Source organism: Adhaeribacter aerolatus (assembly GCF_007991635.1).
In the GTDB taxonomy this organism is placed as follows: domain Bacteria; phylum Bacteroidota; class Bacteroidia; order Cytophagales; family Hymenobacteraceae; genus Adhaeribacter; species Adhaeribacter aerolatus.
This window is the reverse complement of record NZ_BJYS01000057.1, coordinates 1-23,178: the sequence shown is the minus strand read 5'-3', so window position 1 is coordinate 23,178 and position 23,178 is coordinate 1. Positions and strand designations below refer to the sequence as shown.

At 44.5% G+C, this 23,178-nt stretch carries 22 protein-coding genes; 17 read left to right on the top strand and 5 right to left on the bottom strand.

Annotated elements, in window-relative coordinates:
* Positions 1-19: 19 nt before the first annotated feature.
* From AAE02nite_RS25075 to AAE02nite_RS25060, 4 genes are all read left to right on the top strand, one after another.
* Positions 20-712 carry a DUF2231 domain-containing protein gene (locus tag AAE02nite_RS25075; RefSeq protein ID WP_146905222.1) on the top strand — a complete coding sequence of 231 codons (693 nt, stop codon included), beginning with the start codon at positions 20-22 and terminating at the stop codon, positions 710-712.
* A gap of 40 nt (positions 713-752) precedes the next feature.
* Positions 753-1,382, top strand: a complete 630-nt coding sequence (locus AAE02nite_RS25070; RefSeq protein WP_146905219.1) for a DUF2911 domain-containing protein — start codon at positions 753-755, stop codon at positions 1,380-1,382.
* A gap of 63 nt (positions 1,383-1,445) precedes the next feature.
* Positions 1,446-2,048, top strand: a complete 603-nt coding sequence (locus AAE02nite_RS25065; RefSeq protein ID WP_146905216.1) for a helix-turn-helix domain-containing protein — start codon at positions 1,446-1,448, stop codon at positions 2,046-2,048.
* Between the two features lie 26 nt (positions 2,049-2,074).
* Positions 2,075-3,214: a hypothetical protein gene (locus AAE02nite_RS25060; RefSeq protein WP_146905213.1), complete on the top strand. Its 1,140-nt coding sequence runs from the start codon at positions 2,075-2,077 to the stop codon at positions 3,212-3,214.
* Between the two features lie 91 nt (positions 3,215-3,305).
* On the opposite strand, the gene AAE02nite_RS25055 is transcribed toward AAE02nite_RS25060, so the two are convergent.
* Both AAE02nite_RS25055 and AAE02nite_RS25050 read right to left on the bottom strand, forming a co-directional pair.
* Complete coding sequence (locus AAE02nite_RS25055) at positions 3,306-3,584, bottom strand: hypothetical protein (RefSeq protein ID WP_146905210.1); 279 nt, start codon at positions 3,582-3,584, stop codon at positions 3,306-3,308.
* 141 nt (positions 3,585-3,725) lie between these two features.
* Positions 3,726-4,397 (bottom strand): DUF305 domain-containing protein, encoded by a 672-nt coding sequence (locus AAE02nite_RS25050; RefSeq protein ID WP_146905207.1) that lies wholly within the window; start codon positions 4,395-4,397, stop codon positions 3,726-3,728.
* A 585-nt stretch (positions 4,398-4,982) separates the two neighbouring features.
* Here AAE02nite_RS25050 and AAE02nite_RS25045 point away from each other — a divergent pair.
* The 3 genes from AAE02nite_RS25045 (at position 4,983) to AAE02nite_RS25035 (ending at position 8,903) form a co-directional block, all read left to right on the top strand.
* A complete protein-coding gene (locus AAE02nite_RS25045; protein ID WP_146905204.1) occupies positions 4,983-6,245 on the top strand; it encodes an efflux RND transporter permease subunit in 1,263 nt (420 codons plus the stop codon).
* Between the two features lie 7 nt (positions 6,246-6,252).
* Entirely contained in the window at positions 6,253-8,145 is a 1,893-nt protein-coding gene (locus AAE02nite_RS25040; RefSeq protein ID WP_146905200.1) for an efflux RND transporter permease subunit, read from the top strand.
* A 251-nt stretch (positions 8,146-8,396) separates the two neighbouring features.
* Positions 8,397-8,903, top strand: a complete 507-nt coding sequence (locus AAE02nite_RS25035; protein ID WP_146905197.1) for a heavy metal-binding domain-containing protein — start codon at positions 8,397-8,399, stop codon at positions 8,901-8,903.
* Positions 8,904-8,926: 23 nt separating this feature from the next.
* Here the strand turns inward: AAE02nite_RS25035 and AAE02nite_RS25030 are convergent, their stop codons facing one another.
* Complete coding sequence (locus AAE02nite_RS25030; protein WP_146905192.1) at positions 8,927-9,697, bottom strand: DUF6503 family protein; 771 nt, start codon at positions 9,695-9,697, stop codon at positions 8,927-8,929.
* A 239-nt stretch (positions 9,698-9,936) separates the two neighbouring features.
* Between AAE02nite_RS25030 and AAE02nite_RS25025 the strand changes: the two genes are divergently transcribed.
* The 8 genes from AAE02nite_RS25025 to AAE02nite_RS24990 all read left to right on the top strand — a co-directional run bounded on the left by AAE02nite_RS25025 (position 9,937) and on the right by AAE02nite_RS24990 (position 16,244).
* The gene (locus AAE02nite_RS25025) at positions 9,937-10,281 is read left to right on the top strand and encodes a four-helix bundle copper-binding protein (RefSeq protein ID WP_146905189.1); all 345 of its coding nucleotides are present in this window, start codon (positions 9,937-9,939) and stop codon (positions 10,279-10,281) included.
* 52 nt (positions 10,282-10,333) lie between these two features.
* Positions 10,334-10,624 (top strand): DUF6122 family protein, encoded by a 291-nt coding sequence (locus AAE02nite_RS25020; protein ID WP_146905186.1) that lies wholly within the window; start codon positions 10,334-10,336, stop codon positions 10,622-10,624.
* A 32-nt stretch (positions 10,625-10,656) separates the two neighbouring features.
* Positions 10,657-11,283, top strand: coding sequence for a DUF305 domain-containing protein (locus AAE02nite_RS25015; RefSeq protein WP_146905183.1), 627 nt, complete (start codon positions 10,657-10,659; stop codon positions 11,281-11,283).
* Between the two features lie 212 nt (positions 11,284-11,495).
* The gene (locus AAE02nite_RS25010) at positions 11,496-11,708 is read left to right on the top strand and encodes a heavy-metal-associated domain-containing protein (protein WP_146905180.1); all 213 of its coding nucleotides are present in this window, start codon (positions 11,496-11,498) and stop codon (positions 11,706-11,708) included.
* A gap of 82 nt (positions 11,709-11,790) precedes the next feature.
* The gene (locus tag AAE02nite_RS25005) at positions 11,791-13,899 is read left to right on the top strand and encodes a copper-translocating P-type ATPase (protein WP_146905177.1); all 2,109 of its coding nucleotides are present in this window, start codon (positions 11,791-11,793) and stop codon (positions 13,897-13,899) included.
* Positions 13,900-13,924: 25 nt separating this feature from the next.
* Complete coding sequence (locus tag AAE02nite_RS25000) at positions 13,925-14,233, top strand: phosphoribosylpyrophosphate synthetase (RefSeq protein WP_146905173.1); 309 nt, start codon at positions 13,925-13,927, stop codon at positions 14,231-14,233.
* Between the two features lie 70 nt (positions 14,234-14,303).
* Positions 14,304-15,362: a class I fructose-bisphosphate aldolase gene (locus AAE02nite_RS24995; protein ID WP_146905170.1), complete on the top strand. Its 1,059-nt coding sequence runs from the start codon at positions 14,304-14,306 to the stop codon at positions 15,360-15,362.
* A 177-nt stretch (positions 15,363-15,539) separates the two neighbouring features.
* Complete coding sequence (locus AAE02nite_RS24990; RefSeq protein WP_146905167.1) at positions 15,540-16,244, top strand: TVP38/TMEM64 family protein; 705 nt, start codon at positions 15,540-15,542, stop codon at positions 16,242-16,244.
* A 35-nt stretch (positions 16,245-16,279) separates the two neighbouring features.
* Here AAE02nite_RS24990 and AAE02nite_RS24985 read toward each other — a convergent pair whose 3' ends face one another.
* Positions 16,280-18,547: a heavy metal translocating P-type ATPase gene (locus tag AAE02nite_RS24985; RefSeq protein WP_246151246.1), complete on the bottom strand. Its 2,268-nt coding sequence runs from the start codon at positions 18,545-18,547 to the stop codon at positions 16,280-16,282.
* A gap of 177 nt (positions 18,548-18,724) precedes the next feature.
* On the opposite strand from AAE02nite_RS24985, the gene AAE02nite_RS24980 reads away from it, so the two are divergent.
* Together AAE02nite_RS24980 and AAE02nite_RS24975 are read left to right on the top strand one after the other, a co-directional pair.
* Positions 18,725-19,804 carry a sialidase family protein gene (locus tag AAE02nite_RS24980; RefSeq protein ID WP_146905164.1) on the top strand — a complete coding sequence of 360 codons (1,080 nt, stop codon included), beginning with the start codon at positions 18,725-18,727 and terminating at the stop codon, positions 19,802-19,804.
* A 350-nt stretch (positions 19,805-20,154) separates the two neighbouring features.
* Positions 20,155-20,703: a hypothetical protein gene (locus AAE02nite_RS24975; RefSeq protein ID WP_146905161.1), complete on the top strand. Its 549-nt coding sequence runs from the start codon at positions 20,155-20,157 to the stop codon at positions 20,701-20,703.
* 276 nt (positions 20,704-20,979) lie between these two features.
* Here the strand turns inward: AAE02nite_RS24975 and AAE02nite_RS24970 are convergent, their stop codons facing one another.
* Positions 20,980-23,160, bottom strand: a complete 2,181-nt coding sequence (locus AAE02nite_RS24970; protein ID WP_146905158.1) for a TonB-dependent receptor family protein — start codon at positions 23,158-23,160, stop codon at positions 20,980-20,982.
* Positions 23,161-23,178: the final 18 nt, after the last annotated feature.

The window sequence follows — 23,178 nt, the reverse complement described above, 5'->3', positions numbered from 1 at the left end:
TTTAAACTTCAACAACTTAATGAAACCAACCAACCTTTTTCTTTTCCTGCTTTCCTTTTTGTGCCTGACCCTAATTTTAAATCCGCCGGGGGTTATGGCGCACGGGGGTGAAAAACACGAGAAAAAAGCCAAACCTACCCCGGCTGATACCATCAAACAAGAACCCAAGGCTTTCCGTGATACGATAGTTTTAAATGATGTAACCCCGGCGGAGCACGCCGGCCACGAAGCCAATCCCCGGACCGTACATGCCTCTTTCGCGGACTTTCCGCACATCCACCCGCTGATTGTCCATTTCCCAATAATGCTGCTAATGATTGCGGCAGCCATGCAATTTCTCAATATTCTGTTTCAGAAGAAAGAACTCAATTGGGCCGTGACCATCATGGTGTTGGTTGGTTTTGTGACGGCATACGCCTCCTCTCATTGGTCGCACCCGCATACCTCCGGGCTTTCTGCCCACGCGGAGCTCGTCTTAGAACAGCACGATAAATATGCTGATTACACGGTTTACCTGGCCGGCCTTGGATTATTAGCCCAGCTGCTAAGCGTGTTGGTTTTCCGGGGCCAGCGCTGGAGCATAGCCGTTGCCGCCGTGATTTTGATTGGTGCCGGTTATGCCGTCAGCATGGCGGGCCATTACGGTGCCCAGTTGGTCCATATAGAAGGAGTAGGACCACAAGGAAAATTCCTGGAACAGCATCAGCATTAATACTTCATCTGTCTTATTCAACTCATCAAATAACTAACCGATGTCACTAAAATTCACTCATTACTTTGCCCTCGTAGCCATTAGCTTTTCCTTCACGTTCTGCAACCAAAAGCCGGAAACAACCCAAAAGCAAGAGATAGAAAAACCTACTGCGGCACCTACGACAGCCAATCCGGAAGATGCGGTCACGATTGCCGAGCAACCGGAGCCGGACACGTTAAAAGGCAGTCTGAAAGCCGTAGCTACCGGCCAGATTGGTTCGGTCAACGTGGTTATAAACTATCATTCACCAGCCGTTCGCAAACGGGTAGTTTGGGGTGGCCTGGTTCCTTATGACCAAGTTTGGGTAACTGGCGCGCACTCCGCGACGACTATTGAAACCGATGGCCCTATCCAGATAGGCGGCCAGGCAATACCGGCCGGCAAGTATGCCTTTTTTACCATACCAGGCGAGAAGGAATGGACCGTAATCCTGAATAAGAATTGGGAACAGCACCTGGCCGATGAATATTCTGCGAAAGAGGATATTCTGCGCCTTCCGGTTCAGGTTGAAAAAACAGATAAACCCCAAGAACGCCTCCGCTACGTGGTAAAGGCAGCAGGCGAGAATAAAGGAACGATAGAGATGCATTGGGAGCGTTTACGCATTCCCGTTCCGGTAGCGTTGTAAAACCCTGCTATATTTCAATATCAGCTTTATTTCATTAAACGCTCCACTCTATATCCTGATAACATGGAACCACAAGGCACCGAAAGCCGGGCTACCTTAAATATTAAAAATATGGTATGCCCGCGGTGTATCCGGATAATACAAGAACAATTTGCCCGCCTGGAACTGCCGGTTCTGGAGGTGCAACTGGGCTGGGTAGAACTAGCCCGGCCTCTAGAAGCAGCAGAAAAAGAAAAGGTAAAAGAAGTGTTGGAGGATTATGGCTTTGAGCTGTTAGAGGATAAAAAATTGAAGTTGGTAGAACAGATTAAAACGGTGCTCATCGATTTAATCCATTATAAAAGCGAGAAGATAACCACCAATTATTCAACTTATTTAAGCCAGGCTATTGGAAAAGATTACAGCACCCTGAGCCATGCCTTTTCTTCGGTTGAACACATGACCATTGAAAGGTTTATTATTCTGCAAAAGATTGAATACATTAAAGCGCAGCTGGATTATGAAGAATTATCGTTGGGAGAAATAGCGACCCGTTTACATTACAGCAGTTTAAGCCATCTTTCGAAGCAGTTTAAAGCCATTACCGGTTATACCCCTTCTGATTATAAGAAACTAGCAATTCGGGACCGTTTACCCCTGGATAGTTTAAAAAAGCCGCTCCCATAATGACTTTATACCACTTTTAAAAGCACATGGATATAAATGAGTTATTTGAGCAGCTTTTAACAGAAAGTATTGATAAAGTAATTACTTCATTTCATGAAAACCCGGATGAGGTTTTAACCGAGAACCTTAGAAAGAGTTTATTTTTTGAACATGTTAGCAACAGCTTAAAACTATATCGGAGTAATCACGATTGCATTTACCTGGATTGCAAAAGAAAGTCTATTAAGAGTTCTCATACCATTTCTAAAAAGCTATTTTTAGGCGCTATTGAAGAAGATGGGCATGTATTAAGACCAAAATTTGATCACGCTTCCGGCTCCTTTATCTTGGATAAAATTGGTGTTAATCTAGCTTCAACTTTTCCTGGATTTTGTACCGTACACGAAACACTTTTTCAGGATTTTGAAGAAAAGAACCAATTTAACACCCCGCAGCACTTTAACCTTCAGCTTTATAGAACTATTTGCAGAGAATATTTCATTAAGAAATACCAAAAGCAAATTTATAGTCAATTACTGGCGACATACAAAGAATTTCGAGAGGAGGCTCTTCTGAAAAAGTACAGAGAAGATTATTTCTTCCAATTCTTAGCATCGAAAGGAGTTAAGATTCAGGAATTAAAATATTCTTTCCCAGACACTTTTGAAAAATCAATTGCGAAGGAATTAACGCACTTGGATAAGGAAATTAGCAAAATACACACCTATTATAGAAAAGGAACCGATCTGCTGGCAGGTAAAGACGATTTTTGGGGCACTGCCTACCAAGTGGACATACAAATACCTGTCTGCTTAGCGGGACGAGCTAATTTTAAAATTAATCATGATGGAACCGAGAAAAACATAATCGTTATGATAAATGTCTTACCCCAAAAAGATAAAACCACTATCACCATCTCCGGGTTAAAAAAAGACGAAGACTACATTAAAGTATATCTCAACGCTGTGCTAAAGGACGGAATATCTATCCTGACTATGGTAGAAACATGGATGATACGTGGTACGGACCATTGGTTTTTAAAGCCTTCTATCTGGGAAAAGGTTAGTCCCGGTGCAAAAATGACCATTTTAGAAGACATTAAAGACTTAGGTTTTAATATTGGAACCCCTTATCCGGTAAGCATTTTCAAGAATTTAAAAGAAAAGCTGAAGGTGAATAATAGATAATGTTACTAACCAATATCAGCTTAGCTGATGCTGTGCTGTTAAGACATCCTTTAGCAATATCTTAATGAGTGATGGGCTCACCTTAACGCTTCTAAACGAGCAAATAAATAACAAGAGCTACCAGAGCTACCAAGCAAATCCACGCCGAAATCCAAAGAGCTCTAGCTACTCCATATGATTTATAGGATTTATTTTTCATTTGCATTACATACATGCCTGAAACATGAAGAATGCCCCCTATAACTATTATCAGGAGCGCATAATTGGCGATATCCAAACCCCACTTAGCACCCAGGCCAAATCCAAGAATGCCTGCACCCAGAGCGGAAGCTGATTGCGCCAATTTTAATGTGTCTAAATTAGTTTCCATATGAATATAAGAATCATTTTTATTTCCTGGAATTGAAAATTATTGCCGCTAAGCTGATAACCAAATATAAACTTCTATTCAAGCCAAATTAAAAAGGGATTCTTTGACGAGAATCCCTTTTCAGGTATAAAAACAATAAAATTATTGCTGAGGATGCGCTTGCAACCAGGTATCCAATTGCTGAATTTCTTTTTCCTGGTCCTTTATGATTTTCTGGGCCATGGCTTTAATTTCCGGCACCTTGGCATTAGGTAAATAGGCGTTGGCCATATCAATAGCACTTTGGTGGTGCATGCTCATTAAACTGGCAAAATGATGGTCGGTTGTTCCTTTCATGTTATGGTCCATACTGGTCATCATGGTTTTCATGGGCTGCATCAACTTCATGGAAGCGGCTGTATCAGCCGCAGCAGGCTGGTGGCTGCTAACAAACTTTTGCAGCTTTTCTTGTTCTTCTTTTTGGGCGGATAAGGTTTGTTTGGCCATATTAACTAACATAGAATCCTGACCATTATCAACCTCTTCCTGGGCCATGGTCAGCGCACCTTCGTGGTGGATAGCCATCATCTGGGCAAAATCATGGTCAACGTCGCCGGTCATTTTCATCTCCTGCATGGCGGTCATATTCTCATGCATCAGGTCCATCATTTTATTGTTGGAGCTGCCTGCTGCCATATCATGACCTGCATGATCCCCTGTTTGTTCCGTGGTTGCCGTTTCGGTCTTACCGGAATTCTGGTTACAAGCGCTAAAAAACAAGGTTGCACTACACAGCCAGATAGCCAGGTTCCAATTACTCTTCTTAGTTTTCATAGTTTAAGTTTAGTCAAGTAGTATTAAGTATTAGCTATATTATCATACGTTCCTCTTTAGGTGAAGTTATTTGGGATAAAAGTCGAATAAAAGAGGTCTTAGTACAAAAGGGAAAGAAAAAGTAGCCGATTGACTAAACAAGCGGACTTTTGAAAAATAATGGTGCCGGATTTAAATGTTAGGATTCTAAAATAGACAGAATTATATCACTGTTATCACAAATTATACAAATTCATTTATTTGCCGGGTCAATCAAAAGTAATCGCTGATTTAATACAGGCCCTTAGATGACTTTAATCATGTTAGTAAATCCTTAAGGGGCCTATATTTATAATAACGAAAAACCAGCTGTTGCTTGCCGTATTTTAATCTTTTCTGAAGCTTTCATCAATGCTGGAACTCCGGGATAAATCAGGATTGATTAATAACAAGGCTTATATCAAGCATTCCTGCACGCTTCTTAATGAAGCTAAAGTTGTTATACCTGCATATTCCTTCTCATCAAAAGCAAGGGGTATTTTAATGAAATGTATCAATGGAAATCAGCCGAATATAATGAAAGCCCTTCTGCCTAGGTAAAGAATTATGATTGGACAATTTATCAAATGGGCCTTAAAGAACCGCTTAATTGTGCTGCTGATAGCAGCCGTAATAGGCGCCTATGGATTCTATTCCGTAAGTAAAACGAAAGTAGATGCCATTCCGGATTTATCGGAAAACCAGGTTATCATATTGACCGAATGGATGGGTCGCAGCCCCCAAATTATGGAAGACCAAGTGACTTACCCGTTAGTAAGCAACCTCCAGGGCATTCCTAAAATTAAAAACATCCGAGCTAATTCTATGTTCGGGATGAGCTTTGTTTTCGTAGTTTTTGAAGATAACGTAGACGTCTACTGGGCCCGCACCAGAGTATTGGAACGGCTTAATTATGCCCAACGACTGTTACCCGAAGCAGTAACGCCTACTTTAGGACCAGATGGCACCGGCCTGGGACACATTTTCTGGTATACCTTGGATGCACCCGGTTATGATTTGGGAGAACTGCGCGCCTTGCAGGACTGGTACATCAAATTTGCTTTGCAGACAGTCCCTGGGGTTAGTGAAGTAGCCTCCTTTGGGGGTTTTCAAAAACAATATCAGATTGTCATCAATCCGGTCCAGCTGAACTATTTCGGCATTCCTTTAAATGAAGTTGTCCAAAAAGTAAGGGCCAACAATAATAACGTTGGTGGGAGAAAATTTGAGATGGCCGATATGGGATACATCATCAGAGGGGTTGGTTACCTCACCCAAATAAAAGACATTGAAGAAATTCCTTTAAGAACCCAAGGCTCTATTCCCATCCGGGTGAAAGACATTGCCACGGTACAAATGGGCGGCGAACTGCGCTTAGGAATTGTAGAAGAAAATGGAGAAGGCGAAAAGGTGGGGGGAATAGTGGTAATGCGTTATGGAGAAAACGCTAAAGAGGTAATTGACCAGGTAAAAGAAAAATTAATAAACGTGGAAACCGGTTTGCCTCCGGGGGTAAAACTAAAGGTGGCTTACGACCGGTCAGATTTGATAGAGGCGACGATTGCTACTTTAAAAGAAGCCGTATTGGAAGAGATTCTGGTGGTTTCGGTTGTACTGTTCATCTTCCTGTTACATGTGCGGAGTGCATTAATAGTGGTCATCACCATTATCATGAGCGTGTTAATCTCCTTTATTATGATGAATTGGTTTCAGGTGAGCTCCAACATTATGTCGCTGGCCGGCGTGGCCCTGGCCGTAGGAGACCTGGTAGATGCCGGCATTGTAATGGTTGAAAATGCTTTAAAATCAATTACAGAAGAAACGGAATAACAGCATAATGATTGCAGAAGCGGAAAGGCTAAGACGCATTGAAAAATCCTCTGTATTAGTGGGGAAGGCAGTTTTCAATTCTATATTGATTACCTTGGTTTCATTTGCCCCCATCCTCTTTTTGGAAGGTCAGGAAAAAAAGTTATTTACCCCCCTGGTCCTTACCAAATCCTTTGCTATGATGGGGTCGGCTTTGGTGGCAATTTTTCTGGTACCGGTGCTGATGGCCCTGTTGCTAAAAGGAAAGATACGCTCCGAGAAAACCCATCCGGTATCCCGGTTTTTCCTCTGGCTTTATAATCCCGTTATCCGGTGGTGTCTCCGCTGGAAGAAGATAACCATTGCCATTGCTTTTGTATTGGTGGCCGCCAGCATTCCCTTTGTCCTGCGCTTAGGTTCGGAGTTTATGCCGCCGTTGGACGAAGGCTCCCTGTTATTTATGCCGATTACGCTGCCGGATGTTTCCAATACCGAAATAAAACGGATTATGCAGGTGCAGGATAGACTGATTAAATCGGTGCCGGAGGTGGTCAATGTATTAGGCAAAGCCGGAAGAGCCAGCACCGCCACCGACAATTCCCCGCTCAGCATGATAGAAACCATTGTTTTGTTAAAACCCCAATCTCAATGGCGCGACGGCATGACCAAGAACAAAATTATTGAAGAATTAAATAAGAAGCTCCAGATTCCGGGGGTAATTAATGCCTGGACCCAGCCCATCATTAACCGCATCAACATGCTTTCCACCGGCATCCGGACGGATGTAGGGGTGAAAATCTATGGTCAAAGCCTGGACTCCATTAATATTTTAGCCCAACAGTTTAAAGCGGCTTTAACGGGTATAGACGGAATTAAAGATTTAAATGTGGAACCCTTAGTGGGCGGAAAGTATGTGGAAATAAACATTAAAAGGGATGAAATTGGCCGTTATGGTTTAAGTGTGGATGATGTAAATCTAGTGGTTGAATCATCCATTGGGGGCATGAATTTAACTACTACCGTAGAAGGCCGGCGACGCTTTGCGGTGAATGCACGTTTTGCTGAGGATTTCCGCAATAGTCTACCCCGTTTAAGGTCACTACTGGTGACCAGTCCGGTTGGTCCGCTTCCCTTGTCTGCCGTGGCGGATGTGTATTTAGCAGAAGGCCCGCCCATGATTAACTCGGAAAATGCCATGCTGCGGGGCACGTTACTCTTTAACGTGCGGGAAAGAGATATCGGCAGTACGGTGGCAGAGGCTAAAAAAGAACTGGCAAGCCTCGTTCAAAAGTTGCCCAAAGGTTACTATATTCAGTGGAGCGGACAGTACGAAAACCAAGTACGGGCTGAACAGCGGTTAAAGATTCTCATTCCCATTGTTCTGGTCCTTATTACCGTCATTTTATATTTTACCTTTCACACTTACCGGGAGGTATTAATCGTCCTCTCCAGTATTCCCGTAGCCCTGGTAGGAGGTGCTTATTCCCTTTTCTTTTTTGACGTAAATTTTTCGGTAGCGGTGGCCGTGGGCTTTATTGCCTTGTTTGGGATAGCCGTTGAAACGGGGGTACTGATGCTCGTGTATCTGAATAATGCTTTATACAACAAGGTTTCCGAACGCAAAAAAACTAGTGGTCGCCTGAATAAAATTGACATTGAGGAAGCGGTTTATGAAGGTGCGGCCCTGCGGTTACGCCCCAAATTGATGACGGTTTTGGTGGATATATTGGGTTTAATACCACTCTTGCTAGCTACCGGAACCGGGAGCGATGTCATGAAGCCCATTGCTATTCCTTTTGTATTTGGCCTAGTCACCTCAACTTTTTTTGTTTTAATTGTTCTGCCCGCCATGTATGCTTTGGTTCGCGAAAACGAACTGCAAAAAAGAGGCAAAGTAATCATTGCCGAATTAAAAGATTAAACGAAACGCGTTTAATTCAAAATTCAAACCAGGAATAAACCTGGATAGCGGATTTCAGAAGGTGAGAATTTTAAACTGCCAGAATTATAACAACATTCTCCTTAATTATACAAATTTTGTTTATTACCAGTCTAAATCAACGGCGGTTATTGATTTAAAGCACTCATTGCCTTGATGTTAATCATGTTTTTAAACCCCTTTGACACCTACCTTTATCCAAAACAAAACCTGCCATTTATACTTAAGGAATTATGAAAACGCTCCTATTAACAATAGCACTAGCCCTGATAACCATTAGCCAAATTCAAGGCCAGGGCAACCAAAAAAACAATGCCATTAAACAGCAAGTGGCGGCTATAAGCTACAGCTGTCCGGACCATCCGAATGAAATTAGTAATACCCCTGGTAAATGCTCTAAATGCGGCAAGACTTTAGTAAAAGAAACGGCGAAAAACTACAAAGGTCAGGTAGTGGTACTCACCAAAACCGTCTATAGGTGCCCAAAACACCCAACTGAAGTAAAAGAAGAAGCTGGTTCCTGCTCCCAATGTGGAATGGCCTTGGTTCAAGTGCCGGTAAAAAACTACAAAGGCCAGGTAACTGGAACCGAAAACGTTTATGTCTGCCCCGACCACGTAAATGTGGCTAGTGCTGTTCCGGGAACTTGTCCGGTTTGTAAAAAGCCACTAACCGAAAAACGAATGCCCTTATCCGAAGAGAAAAACCCGAAAAACTATAAAGGGCATACCAAAAATTAATTCTTGATTTTTTCAGGTTGGAACTAGTGCAGGATATTTATCCGGATATTCTTTAACTCAATATTGGAAAGTTCTTTTAACTGGTCGGCAGTGAAGGCTTGCTCAATCTTCCAGAAATTAATAGTATCCAGCGGTTCAAAATTGATATAGTCCTGAAATAAGATGCCCTCAACTTTACGGGGATTAATTGCTTGACGGAAGCGGATACCACCGCCATCCGTAACGTAGGTATAAGCAAAATAATCCATCGTAAACGATTTCTGATTGATAAAGTAGAGGAATTCATCTTGAAAATCAGTTCCACCACCTTCCTGTTTGAAGGTAACCTTTATTTTGTGATAAGGGATTTGCTTGATGGTAGCGCTGCCCAGGTACTGCTTTTGTACGGCTGGGTCATTCAACCCAAAGGGAAGTAGGGCAAAATAAATAACGGAGTTAACCGAGGCACTAAATGCTTTCACCCGCTCTGCCGGTAGGTCCTTTACCTGGCCATTGATGGTCCGGGTAAAGGACTTATTGGTTAATACATCTTTTACCTGGCCGGTTGAATCGGTAAAAGAACGGGTATAGGAATAAAGTCCATCCTGGCGGGAAGCTTCATAGTGCTTATCCCGGAAGTCAAAAGCTACTTGCAATTGCAAAAATTTATCGCCACCGTGGGCAGCTATAGCTTTGTCTATAATTGCCTGTGGGTCGTTTGTACTTTTCTCGAAAACAGCCTCTTTGCCGGAATTATGGGAATTACAGCCTGTTAAAACAGCTATTAATAAAAGCAAACCAAGAAGATAGCGCATTCTATTTCAATTAGGTTTAAAGGCCTTTTAGGCTTTATAGAATAAAATTTTTATCTATTAAAGGTAAGGGGAAAGGGAAAATCTGGCAAAAGCACCTTATTACAAACCCAAAAGATATAACTCTTTTCAGAGATTGTATAAAACGGATTACCTCAAATTGGGGTAAAACAATAAGATATGCCGGCGATGAAATATTTCTGGCTAATGAATATTTATGTTTTACCACAAATAACCTAATTATGCATAATTCCCAGTATAAACCAATTATTGATGCTTTAGTGGCTTGTGCGGCCGAATGTGAGCATTGTGCTACCGCCTGTTTGCAAGAAGAAGATGTTAAAATGATGATCCGGTGCATTCAATTAGATCGCGATTGTTCCGCCATTTGCCGTACTACAGCCGATGCCTTAGCCCGCAATTCAGAAAATGTCCAGGTGTTTTTGGATGCCTGTGCCGCCATTTGCGCCGCCTGTGGCGAAGAATGCGAAAAGCACGCCCAACACATGGACCACTGCCGGGCATGTGCCGAAGCTTGCCGCCGGTGCGAAGAGGCCTGCCGCTCCCTTGCTGGTAAAATTTACTAGCAAATTGAGTATGCCCGCTGGTCTGGTTCATCATAGAATAGTTTAAAAATCTATGATACACCTAATACTGCATGTCCTGGTGCCAGCCGGTGCGGCATACCTCTTTTACCGGGATAATTGGTTAAAGGCTTGGGCTATGTTAGCAACCGGGATAATACTGGACGTAGACCATTTATTTGCCGTACCCCTGTATGACCCGGACCGGTGCAGCATAGGTTTTCACTTTTTGCATACTTACCCGGCTATTGCTGTTTATGTAATCTTATTAAGTATTCCCAAGGTACGCACGTTTGCCTGGGGCTTTCTGATACATATGGTTTTGGATTATATCGCTTGTTTATAGCAGGCATTTGCAATTAAAATATATTAAATACTATGAAAAACTTTTTTATTATTCGCTCATGGGCAATGCTCTTAACCGCCAGTTTATTTTTAGCTTCCTGTGAACAGGAAGAGGGGTTGGAAACCCAGCCGCATGACCAAAACAAAATGATGACTATCATGCACCAGATGATGACGCAAATGGAGGCCATGCCCATGAATAGTGAACCTGACATTGATTTTGCCAAGATGATGGTGATGCACCATCAGGGTGCCATTAACATGGCCCAGGAAGAAATTGCCAATGGCAAAGACGCCGAAATGATAGCTATTGCCCAGAAGATAAAAAGTGAACAGGAAAAAGAAATTCAGGAATTCAATACTTTTTTGGCCTCCTATCAAGCAGACCAGCCCATGAACATGGCGTTCCATATGGAAGTAATGGAATCCATGGAGAAAATGGGGCGGGAAAGTGATTTACGGGTAATTACCGGTGATACGGATCAGGATTTTGCTCAGTTGATGATTCCGCACCACCAAGCAGCCATGGAAAATGCCAAATCGGTCATAGAACACGGCAATAGCCCGGTTATAAAAACAATGGCCCAAAAAATTATCGATAGCCAAATGATGGATATAAAAGAATTACAAGAGTGGCTACTGGAACATAAAGAATATTAAAGTTGGTGTTTGTTTGGTTAAAGCGTCTCTGTCTTACTGGCAGAGGCGTTTTTATATCGCGCAGGCTATAAGCAAAATCATATAACACTTTATCCGAATTATATCACATATTCCCTTCGCCTACCCGGTATCTTTGTTAAAGAAAAGAAAACGCATAGGTTAAAATCTAGTTCAGCGGATTCTAATGGACAACTAAATGAATATTATTAATTATGGAAACTTTAAAATTCAAAACCAACATTAAATGTGGCGGTTGTGTAGCTACGGTAACGCCCTTTCTGAACCAGGAGAAGAGCATTGAAAAATGGCAGGTAGATACGAATAATCCAGATAAAATATTAACCGTGGAAGGCAGTGCCGTCAACGAGGAAGAAGTAATAGAAGCCATTGAGAAGGCTGGCTTTAAAATCGAGCCGCTCTCCTAAAAGACCACTTCTAAAAAGGATAATCTAAAAAGGTTATCCTTTTCTGTTTTAATCCGCTTTTAATAAACTTAATAATTATACCATGGACCATTCCCATCATCACCATTCCTCTAATTCGCAGGCCAAGGCCAAAGACCTACAGGAAAGTACGCAAGGGCATCTGGCCCAGAAAACTGTTCACGCTCATAATCACGCCATGCCCCAGGAGGGCAATACTGCTCCAGGGCACGGGGAACACGGCCACGACCATCATGCCATGATGATTGATGATTTCCGGAAAAGATTCTGGATTTCGCTGCTACTATCCCTGCCGGTTATTATTATTAGTCCGATGGTGCAGCAAATTCTGGGCTACCAGCTGAATATACCTTATAACATGTATATCTCCTTGGTGCTTTCTACTATAATATTTTTCTACGGCGGCTGGCCCTTTTTAACCGGCCTAAAAGATGAGCTGAAGAAAGGCTCGCCGGGGATGATGACCTTGATTGCGATTGCCATTACCGTGGCTTATGTGTACAGTACGGCTATTGTTTTTGGCTTAGAAGGCATGGACTTCTTCTGGGAGCTGGCCACTTTGATTGTCATTATGTTATTAGGCCATTGGATTGAAATGAAGTCGGTGATGGGGGCTTCGCGCGCTTTGGAGCTGCTAGTAAGCATGATGCCTTCCGAAGCCCACTTGATACGGGGGCCGGAAACGGTGAATGTCCGCATTGATGCCCTACAAAAGGGTGACCTTATTTTAGTTAAGCCGGGGGAAAAAGTACCGGCTGACGGGCTGATTGTGGAAGGGGAAAGTTACCTGAACGAAAGCATGCTGACGGGGGAAAGCAAACCGGTTCAAAAATCCAAAGATGACAAGGTTATTGGTGGCTCCATCAATGGCAATGGTTCTTTAAAAGTTACGGTACAGAACACAGGCGCGGAGAGTTATTTAAATAAAGTGATTAACCTGGTGCAGGAAGCGCAGAAAACCAAATCCGAAACGCAAAACCTGGCCGATAAAGCGGCCCGCTGGCTGACCTACATTGCCCTTTTTGCCGGCTTTGGTACCTTCGCCGTGTGGCTGGCCGTGGGAGCTGAACTTTCTTTTGCGCTGGAACGCATGGTAACAGTAATGGTGATTTCTTGTCCTCATGCCCTGGGTTTGGCCGTGCCGCTGGTGGTGGCTATTTCCACGGCTATTTCGGCCAACAATGGCTTATTAATCCGGAACCGTACCGCTTTCGAAAATTCCCGTAAAATTACCACCATTATTTTCGACAAAACCGGCACTTTAACGCAAGGCTCCCACGAAGTAGCCCGAGTGGTTTCCTTTGCTACGGAATACGCTGAGCAAGAACTGCTGCGCTTAGCGGCCGGCGTGGAACAGAATTCCGAGCACTATATTTCGCAGGGAGTTTTGAAAAAGGCAAAGGAGCAAAAGATTGTGGTTCCTGCTTCGGATCAGTTTAATTATTTGCCCGGAAAAGGGTTGGAAGGCATCGTAGAAGGAAAATCGGTCAAGGTCGTAGGCCCTAATTATATGCAAGAATTTGGTATTCAGGTGCCGGCCAGCAACGCCGAAGATGGCGTAGAAACGGTGGTTTACATCCTAGTGCAGGATAAAGTGGTTGGCTTCATCAGTCTAAAAGACCAAATCCGGCCTGAATCGGCGGAGGCTATCCGGATATTAAAGGAGAACGGCATTAAAAACCTATTGCTCACTGGCGATAATGACCGGGTGGCCAAAAGTGTGAGCGAGGCTTTAAAAATGGATGGTTTTCTGGCGAATGTATTGCCCCACGAAAAGCAAGAAAAAATTAAAGAGCTGCAAGCCAAAGGAGAATTTGTGGCCATGACCGGAGATGGGGTAAACGATGCACCGGCCCTGGCCCAGGCCGATGTAGGCATTGCCGTAGGCTCCGGCACCGATGTAGCAGCAGAAACAGCGGACATCATCCTGGTTAATAGCAATCCACAGGACATTGCCTCTTTGGTGCTGTTTGGGAAAGCTACCTACCGGAAGATGATTCAAAATATTATTTGGGCAACGGGTTATAACGTCATTGCGCTACCCTTGGCAGCGGGTGTTTTGTATCAGCAAGGTATCATGGTGTCGCCGGCCATTGGGGCCGTTTTGATGAGTTTAAGTACTGTAATCGTGGCGATTAATGCCCAATTACTAAAGACCCAGATGAAGCATTAAACCAGACCTAAAAATGATAAATACTATGGAAAGACACAGCTATGACAGCCTTTCGGAGGCCATTGACGATTTAAAGCATCGGGGGTATACCGAAGATTTCAACTTAAAGCCGTTTTGCCTGGCTTGTCCGCGTCTAAACCTGGAATTAAGGCCCGAACAGTTCACCGTAGACGAAACCTACCGGTTTGAAGGCCAGAGTAACCCCGATGACAGTTCGGTTATTTATGCGGTATCCTCTCCCCCGGATTTGAAAGGCATATTAGTAGATGCGTATGGGGTATATGCCGAATCACTCACCCCGGAAATGGCCCAGAAGCTAAAAGCTGCTGTCTAGCTAAAAGGGCGTTAAAGAACCGGGCATTGCGGTTCATTCTTTTAAATTAGAATCACTAAACCATTGAGTTATGCCACAACAGAAAATAATGGATATATTAGGTACGGATGCCGAAGACTTACTTCAATATACTTCGTCTACCGTGACCAAAGACTTGCTGCAGGTACCCGGACCGGATTTTATAGACCGGGTCTTTTTACAAACCAACCGCAGCATACCCGTCCTTCGCAGCCTGGCCACCTTGTTCAACCACGGCCGCTTAGCTGGAACCGGCTATTTGTCCATTTTGCCCATCGACCAGGATATTGAACATACGGCTGGTTTTTCCTTCGCCCCCAACCCCATTTATTTTGACCCGGAAAATATTATTAAACTGGCTATAGAAGGAGGGTGCAATGCCGTAGCTACGACCTTCGGAAATTTAGGAATGGTGGCCCGCAAGTACGCCCACAAGATTCCCTTTGTGGTAAAAATAAACCATAACGAACTCCTTACTTACCCCACCAAGCACAACCAGATTATGTTTGGTTCGGTAGAAGAAGCCTGGAACATGGGGGCAGTGGCCGTGGGGGCCACCATTTATTTTGGCTCCGAAGAATCAAACCGCCAGTTGATAGAAGTTGCGGAAGCTTTTGAAAGGGCGCACCAGTTGGGCATGGCTACTATTTTGTGGTGCTACACCCGGAATGCCGCTTTTAAGACAAATGATAAAGACTATCACGTAGCTGCCGACCTAACCGGTCAGGCGAATCACTTGGGCGTTACCATTCAGGCCGATATCATCAAGCAGAAAATGCCGGAGAATAACGGTGGCTTTCAGGCCATCAACTTTTCTAAATGGCACCCGGACATGTATAATAAATTAGCTACGGATCACCCGATTGACTTATGCCGCTACCAGGTTTTAAATTGTTATATGGGCCGGGCCGGATTAATAAATTCTGGTGGGGAATCGCAAGGAGATACCGATTTACAGCAATCGGTACGGACGGCGGTAATCAATAAACGCGCTGGTGGCATGGGTTTAATATTAGGCCGAAGAGCGTTTCAAAGACCCCTAAAAGAAGGCATCAACCTGCTTAACCTGGTTCAGGATGTTTATGCTGACCAAACGATTACCCTGGCCTAAATCAGTTTTCCTGTCTTCGCTTATCCTTTCCGCGTTCCAGCGGCTACCTGCTAACTTAAAGGATGATTAAAAAGGATGCCACCTGGACTTACCTGGCGAGATTAATATGAACGAAAGTAGTTCGTAATAAAAGCCGATTAAACAATTAATTCAACCCTCGATTTTAATAGCAAAAATATGCTTAAACAGCTTTTTCAAAAAAATTTAGGGAGCTTTATTTCCATGGCGCTGCTGGTAATTGTGCCGGTTTCGGTTAGTTCAACCTTAGCTGTTTTACTATATAAATACCAGGACTTGCTTCTAAATTTAACCGTAAGCCAAATTATACTTTATTTCCTGGTTGTTTCTTTAACCATGGCTTTTGCCTTGACTCCTACCACCTTTATTGCTTTACTTACCGGTTTTTACTTGGGCTGGGCCGGTTTTCCGGGCGTAGTGATATCGTATGCCCTGGCTTCCTTAATCGGGTACCAATTAGCCCAAATAATTGACCAGGGCAAACTACTTAAGTTTGTTAACCACTTCGAAAAAGCGGCTGCGGTAATGGAAGAACTTAAACACCAAAGCTGGAGCTTAATTATATTAACCCGTATATCTCCGGTCCTGCCTTTTGCTTTAATGACTTTTATCCTGGCCATGATGAAGGTAAACAAGCGTAAATTTTTATTGGCCAGTATTGTAGGGATGTTACCCCGCACTTTATTTTTCTTTTGGCTCGGTACCCAAGCTCAGGATATTATCCTCTTACTGCAAGATTCTGATACGGGTACCAGCGGGAAACTACTTGTCATCGCCCTCATCGCCATATCCGTTTTCGGTTTATATTACCTCTTTAACCGCGCTTTGAAGAAGGCTCTTTCGCGGCAGTCTGTTCAACGATAGTACCAGGTAAATACAATCTTTCTTCCCTTTTGTCATTAAAGCTTTTTGGCTTTTAAGCGCAAGCTATTAGCTACCACCGATACCGAACTCAGCGCCATCGCCGCTCCGGCAATCATTGGGTCCAATAAAAATCCGTAGACCGGGTAGAGCACGCCGGCGGCAATCGGAATGCCAATGAGGTTATAAATAAAAGCCCAGAATAAGTTTTGCCGAATGGCATTTACCGTTAAACGGGATAGTTTCAGCGCCTTTGGCAGCAATTGCAAATCGGAGGTAATCAAAGTCATTTTTGCTACATCAATCGCAATATCCGAACCTTTACCCATGGCAATACTAACATTTGCTTGGGCCAGTGCCTGGGAATCATTAATACCGTCGCCCACCATCCCGACCACTTTGCCTTGGCCCTGGAGCTTTTTCACAAAATCTGCTTTGTCACCCGGCATTACCTCTGCCTGAAAATGCTTTATGCCAACTTGCTGTGCCACCGAAGCTGCGGTCCGGGCATTATCACCCGTGAGCATGTAAACCTCAATACCCTGTTGCTGCAGGGCTTGCACTGCTTTGGCGGATGTGTCTTTAACTTTATCGGCAATGGCCAGAACGGCAATAGCCTTTCCTTCTTCAGCAAAATAAATAACGGTATTAGCGGCCGCTGCCCAGGTATCTGCTAAACTGGAAAGCTCATCAGATAGAGAAATCCCTTGGGCCTTGATATATTTAGGGCTGCCAATTTGGTAAAGATGGCCTTGCCAGCTTGCTTTTACGCCATTACCCGTTACGCTCTCAAAGCTGTCTAACACAACCGATGAACCTACCTGGTCCCGTAAATACCGTACAACTGCCTCCGCCAATGGGTGTTCGGATTGCTGCTCAATGGAAAGCAATACCGAACTTAGCTCCATTTGCCGCAGGCGATCCTCCTCTGACCAGACTAATTCGGTTACCACCGGTTTTCCTTCGGTAATGGTACCAGTCTTATCTAAAATCAGGGCGTTTAGGCGATACGCCTGCTCTAAACTTTCCGCGTCTTTAATTAAAATGCCTTGTTCTGCGCCTTTACCTACGCCTACCATAATCGCGGTGGGAGTAGCCAAACCTAACGCACAGGGGCAAGCGATTACCAGCACGGTAACAAAAGCTAATAACCCTTGGGTCAGACCATTGTCGCCCCCTAAAATTATCCAGGTAGTTAAGCTTATAAGCGCCAGTACAAATACAATTGGCACAAAAATACCGGCAATCTTATCGACTAGTTTCTGCACGGGAGCTTTGGAACCCTGGGCATCCTGCACCAACTTAATAATTTGTGCCAGTAACGTTTCACTGCCCACTTTTTCCGCAACAAACCGAAAGCTGCCTTTTTGATTGATGGTACCAGCGAACACTTTATCGCCCGCTTGTTTTGCAACGGGAACCGGCTCGCCGCTAATCATGCTTTCATCCACAAAAGAGGATCCAAAAGACACCTCTCCGTCTACCGGCACTTTTTCGCCGGCCCGCACTAATAAAATGTTACCTTTTTGGATAGTGGAAACCGGCACTTCCCGCTCGGTGTCGCCCTCCACGAGCCAAACGGTTTTCGGCTGCAAACCAATGAGCTTTTTAATGGCCGAGGAAGTATTGGATTTCGCCCGTTCCTCCAGCAACCTGCCTAGTAATATAAAAACAATCACCACGGCCGAAGCTTCAAAATAAACGTGGGGATGCAAGCCGCGCGCGTGCCAAAACGCCGGATAAAGGGTATTAAAAACGCTAAAAGCAAAAGCGGTACCGGTGCTTAGGGCCACCAAGGTATCCATGTTGGCTTTGCCATGCCGGGCTTGCCGGAAAGCATTGACAAAAAAGTTACGACCGAAATAGAACAGTACCGGTGCACTTAAAGCCATCATTATCCAGTTACCGTAGGGCAAATCCATCAAGAACATGCCAATGACAACCACGGGTAAGGTAAGCAGCCCGGCCAACAAGGTTTTCTTCTTTAAGGCCTGGTATTGGGATTGCTGGGTTTGTTCCTGGATTTCCTGGGCATTTTCGGTATCAATAATCAAGTCATAGCCCACGGACTGCAAAGCCTTTTGCATATCGGTTACTTTAACCTGTTTTGGATTATAAGTAACCTGTAAAGTCTGGGTCGCAAAGTTTACGTTCGCCTGTGCAACACCTGGGGTGTTGGCTACCATCGATTCAACACTTACCGCACAAGCGGCGCAGGTCATACCGGTAACCGGCATCGAAACCTGGGCAGTTGTGGTATCCGCTGTTTTTAAAGGAGCGGTTGGAATAGCTATATCACTTTTCATAAATACAATTTTGTATGAAATAATACGACAAAGATAATCTGCCGGAAAGCCGGTCATGTTACAGAATTTAAAGAAAGAGTAATAAGATTTTGCACTTTACTTAATTCTTTATTTTTCCAATTGTTTAATTATTCCTGGTAACTACTTATCTTAAAGGATTAAATTATTATAACTGCTATGCGCTATTCTATTATTCTACTGGGTACTCTTCTTTTCATAACGGCGTTGTATTCCGGGTTTAAGCTGAAAAAGGATTACCTAATAGCTATTACGACCATTAGCACTTTTGGCAAGCAACCCACGATGGCGGTTGATAAAGCCAATAACATCAAAGTGGTTTTTGGCCAGGATAAAGAAATATTCTATACCTATTCCAAAGATGAAGGCAAATACTTTGTAAAGCCGCAACGCATCGCCACCCAAGATAAACTGGCCTTAGGCATGACGAGGGGGCCCCAGATTACTACGACCAAAGATTATACGGTAATTGCAGCGGCAGCGCATACCGGTAAAATAATGGCATACCGCCTGAAAAACGGGGAAACGAAATGGGGAGAACCGGTTAATATTCTAAAAGGTGATACCACGGCTAAAGAAGGGTTTGTGGCCTTAGCGCCGGGTAAAGACAATACCGTGTATGCCACTTGGCTAGATATGCGCCTGGATAAGAAAAACAATATATTCAGTGCTACTTCTCCGGATGGTGGTAAAACCTGGTCGAAGAGCACGTTAGTTTACAAATCCCCGGAAGGACGGGTGTGCCCTTGCTGCCGTCCTTCTATTACGGCCGACCAGAAAGGCAATGTTTATGTGATGTTCCGCAATGAGTTAGGCGGTAACCGCGATATGTATTTAGCGCATTCCAAAGATAGCGGCAAAAGTTTCAGCCCGGCGCAAAAGTTAGGAAAGGGCACCTGGAACCTGAAAGGCTGCCCCATGGACGGTGGCGCCATTGCCTTGGATGCCAAGGGTAAAGTGGGCACTACCTGGCGGCGCGAGAACACTATTTACTACGCGGAGCCGGGGGGCATGGAACAAAAAATGGGAGAAGGACGGGCGAGCAGTTTAACCAAAACAAGCAAAGGAAATTACCTGGTTTGGCAACAAGGCGATAATATTATGGCCCTTACCCCCAATCAATTAAGTACCCAAATAATTGGTGCCGGTATCTATCCACGGTTAACAACCTTAGCCAATCAAAAAGTATTAAGTGTTTGGGAATCAGAAGGGAAGATTGTCGCTACAGTTTTACCTTAAAATCGTAAAATCAAATATAGGTTTCGTGCCCTGCCACGCAATTGTGTTGGCTTGCTCCTGCTCTGAAATCGCCTTCGTACCCGCCCGGAAAAACCTGGCTTGCACGAAGTCTCCGTTTTTTAGGGAAATAAATAATAGCTTTGTCCATGGTGGTTACATAAGTTATGGAGTAACTTTTTAATTTAGGAGCTAAAATTAAAAGGAACCAACGCGAAGGCTAAAGTGCATCATAGCCCTGTTCCTTAATTGTAAGTTTAGCTGATACAAGAACAGGAGCGTATTAGAATTAAAGGTTATTTTAAATTTAAATAAATTACTATGGTGCTGACAAGACATTGAGTAGAACACGGATGACAAAGAACAGCACACTTGCGTTTGCTACTGCTTGGGCCTTTCTGGTCGTGTTCGCCATCCATTTCCTTGATTTTCCTGGAAGTGTACCGCGCTTCCTGGAATTGAGCAACGGTGGAATTTTGCTCGATCAAGTTCCTTCTTTTACAGTAGAGGCAACTTACCAGCGCCTTTCGGATTATGAAGAAGAGGGACGCAAGAGTTATGCCTTTAGAAACCTTACTGTTGACATTCTCTTACCCCTGAGCGTGCTGCCTTTTCTTTTTGTGCTAATGCTCCGTGCGGTAACATCACTTCAACTCAACCGTTCCCTCCGGGTCTTACTAATTTCTTTACCGTTTACTTATGTGATATTTGACTTTGCCGAGAATGTTGCGGTTTTGGTTCTCTTGAACAACTATCCACAACGCATGCATCTCTTGGCAGGGATTCTCCCCTATGTAACATCCGTCAAAAGAGCGGCTTCGCTGTTAGCCCTCTTTGTCCCGCTTGTCATTATGGGGGTTCGATTTCTGCTTTCGAGAATAAACAGACGGGGCGGACGCTAGTTAGCGTTAATATTGTAAGCGCCCTGCTATTAGAATTGGATTATATGAGACCCTGTCTACGGAAATATTTTTCCCCTTTGCTTTATGCTGCTTGCAGGGCTTTCTCATTTATAAATCCTTTAGTGAAGGTCCTAAAGGCCAGTTCTACACGCTCTTCTGGTTGCTTCAGGTATTCCCTACCGACTTGATTCTTGATTTCCTTACTTGTTGAACATAAAGGCACTTATAGACCTATTTGCGTTATTGGCAGCTAATCAATTAACCGATTTTTGGTTCTTAAATTTTGATACCAATCGAGGCATTAAAGCTTCTGCCATCCGAAGGCCAAATACCAGGGCCCGGATAAAAGCTGGGGCGCTTGGTGAAGTAAGAAGTGTTAAAGACATTATTCAGGTTAACCTTGAGCTGAATCTGCCGGGAAATCCGAACAGCCGCATTCACATCCAGAATGCCATAAGCCGGCACCAGCCCAACTGCCCCGTTAGCCGAGGGAGTTACCGTATTCAGCGGGTCGGCATAACTCTTGGCGGTATAGCTGTAAAGCAAAGAAAGGCTGAACGGCTGGTGCCGAATAGTCATGCCATTGCGGCTGATTACCCGCGGCACCGCTTCCACCTGGTTGCCCTTAATCGACCTATTCTCGTTGCCTTGCCGTACCTGTGCCTGGAGATACCGCGCCTCCATCAGGGAAGTAGAAGTAAAGGCGGAAAAATGCCAGTCCGGGGCAAGCGCCTGCTGGTACTCGGTGAAGAACTCCAGCCCTCGGGTTAAGGAGTTACCCGTATTGGTACGGAGCAGATAAAATTCACCGGCTTCATCTGTTTGCATTAAACTTCCCAGCCGGTTATTGTAACGTAATTGGAACAAACTGATGTCCCAAGTAAAGGAAGCCAGGTGCCCCCGATAACCCGCCTCCAGGTTATAACCGGTAGCATCTTTCAAGTTTTTATCCGCCCGCTCGAAAGTGGAAGCCGGAATAATATCTTTGAAGATAACGGGCCGGTAAGCCTGGGAAAAGCCGGCGTAGAAATTATGCCCGGTCCGCCACTCATAATCGGCATTGATACCCAGTAGTGGGAAACGGTGCTTGATGGTATTGGGCAGCTGCTGCGCTTGATAATACGTAATTTGGCCACTCATATCAGATTGCCCACTTTCCAGCCGGAGACCGGGACTTAGGGAAAACTTAGGACTTAACAGCAGCCTGTTCTCAGCAAAGAAGGCAATATTTTTTGTGTTGAAATTAAGGTCTCTTCCCCAACCTGGTTGACTTAAAGTTAAATCAAAGTCGGTACCCGTAGTACCTTTGCCTAATTGAGAGCGATGTAAGTTGTTACGCATCAGCTGTAGGCCTGTAACTAAAGTCGCCGGCAGGGTTCCTAGCTGGTAGCGGTGCCGTAATCGAAGTTCGGCAGTATAACTATGAAACTGGTCAATATCTACCTGCCGGGGAGCATAAGTCAGGGTTTGCGGGTCAATTGTATCGACTACGTTAGCCGGTTTATCAAACTGCACGCTGTTGCGGTTTCCCAGCACGGCGGAGGTGGTCCACTGCAACTGGGTGCGGTCTGAAAATTGATAGTCTACTGTAAGGGAAGGAACATAGATATCGGGATTGAAATAATTCCGGCTCCGGGTGGCCATCCGGGGATTAGCCCGGAACATGCTATCGGTTAAAGGCCCCGGAATCTGGTAGATATAGTTAGAGCGGGCTAACTCCGCTGAAACCCGCAGGGCCTTGGTGGGTTGGTACCGCAGAATAACGCCCTGGGCATCATAATCCGTCTGGCTGTTATCCCGGTAACCGTCCGAGATGCGCTTACTGTAATAAGCATAATAACTTAGCTTACCAACGGTGCCGCTGATGGCATTATAAGTACTTAACAGGCCAAAGGAACCGGCGGCCGCAATGCTTTCCAGGCCAATAGCCTTGGTAGAATCTGGTTGCTTGGAAACGTAATTGAGCATGCCACCAAACTGCGCGCCGTACTGCAACGAGCCCGTGCCGCGGACGATTTCTATCCTTTGCACCGCTTCCATCGGCATGCTGTAATGGGAGGCGGGGTAGCCGTACATATCGGAGTTGGTGATGATGCCGTTTTTGCGGATATTAAACTCCCAGCCCCGGTGCGGGTCCAGGCCGCGGGTAGCAATATTGACCTGGTTACCCGAGCCATCCATGTCGTAGACGAAAACACCCGGTACTTTGGCAAACAGCTGACGGGGTGTTTTCTCCGTAATGTTGGCGTTGAGGTTCTCCAGCTGAATAACTTCGGTTTTCTTGCCGGCAAAAATAAACGTATCTTTTTCCTTAGCTAAGCGCTGGATGGTGGGCTTTTGCCCTGTAACCTCAATTTCCCTTAGTTGTTGTGCTTTGAGGCTGTCAGGGGTAATTTGAGCCAGCCCCAAAGAAGGTATGCTTAAACACAACAATATAAAAACAGCTATTTTCTTCACTTCATCTTAGGTGTAAAT